Genomic DNA, 487 nt, shown 5'->3' on the forward strand with positions numbered 1-487 from the left:
CGAATGATCCGCCTGTTCGGTTCAAGCGACCTTCACCGTACCACCGGCGCCATGGACGACGCCGCACGACGATTGAGCCGCTACTTCCTAACGCTCCTGACGATCAATGTCGGGTTCGGGATCGTCATCGGTACGGGACTATTCCTGATCGGCGTACCCAGTCCCGTTCTATGGGGCATTCTCGGGATCGTGTTGCGGTTCGTTCCCTACGTCGGCCCGATCCTTGCAGCCACCCTGCCGATCGCGCTCTCTGCTGCAGTAGACCCTGGCTGGTCGATGGTCGTCTGGACCGCCGCCCTCTTCGTCGTTACCGAACTCATTTTTAACCAGGTCATCGAGCCCATCGCCTACGGACAAAGCACCGGTCTTTCTCCGTTTTCAGTCATCGTCGCGGCACTGTTCTGGGGATGGCTATGGGGACCGATTGGTCTGATCCTCTCGATGCCGCTAACGCTCTGTCTCGTCGTTCTGGGGCGGCACGTGGAGA

Annotated in this window: 1 protein-coding gene; it reads left to right on the top strand. The window is 59.8% G+C overall.

Annotated features, from left to right (window positions below; translation table 11 throughout):
- Positions 1–487, top strand: a 487-nt coding sequence (locus tag ACZLZY_RS24920) for an AI-2E family transporter (protein WP_472936648.1), incomplete at both ends; no start/stop codon positions are given.

Source organism: Mesocryomonas lacus (assembly GCF_055730135.2).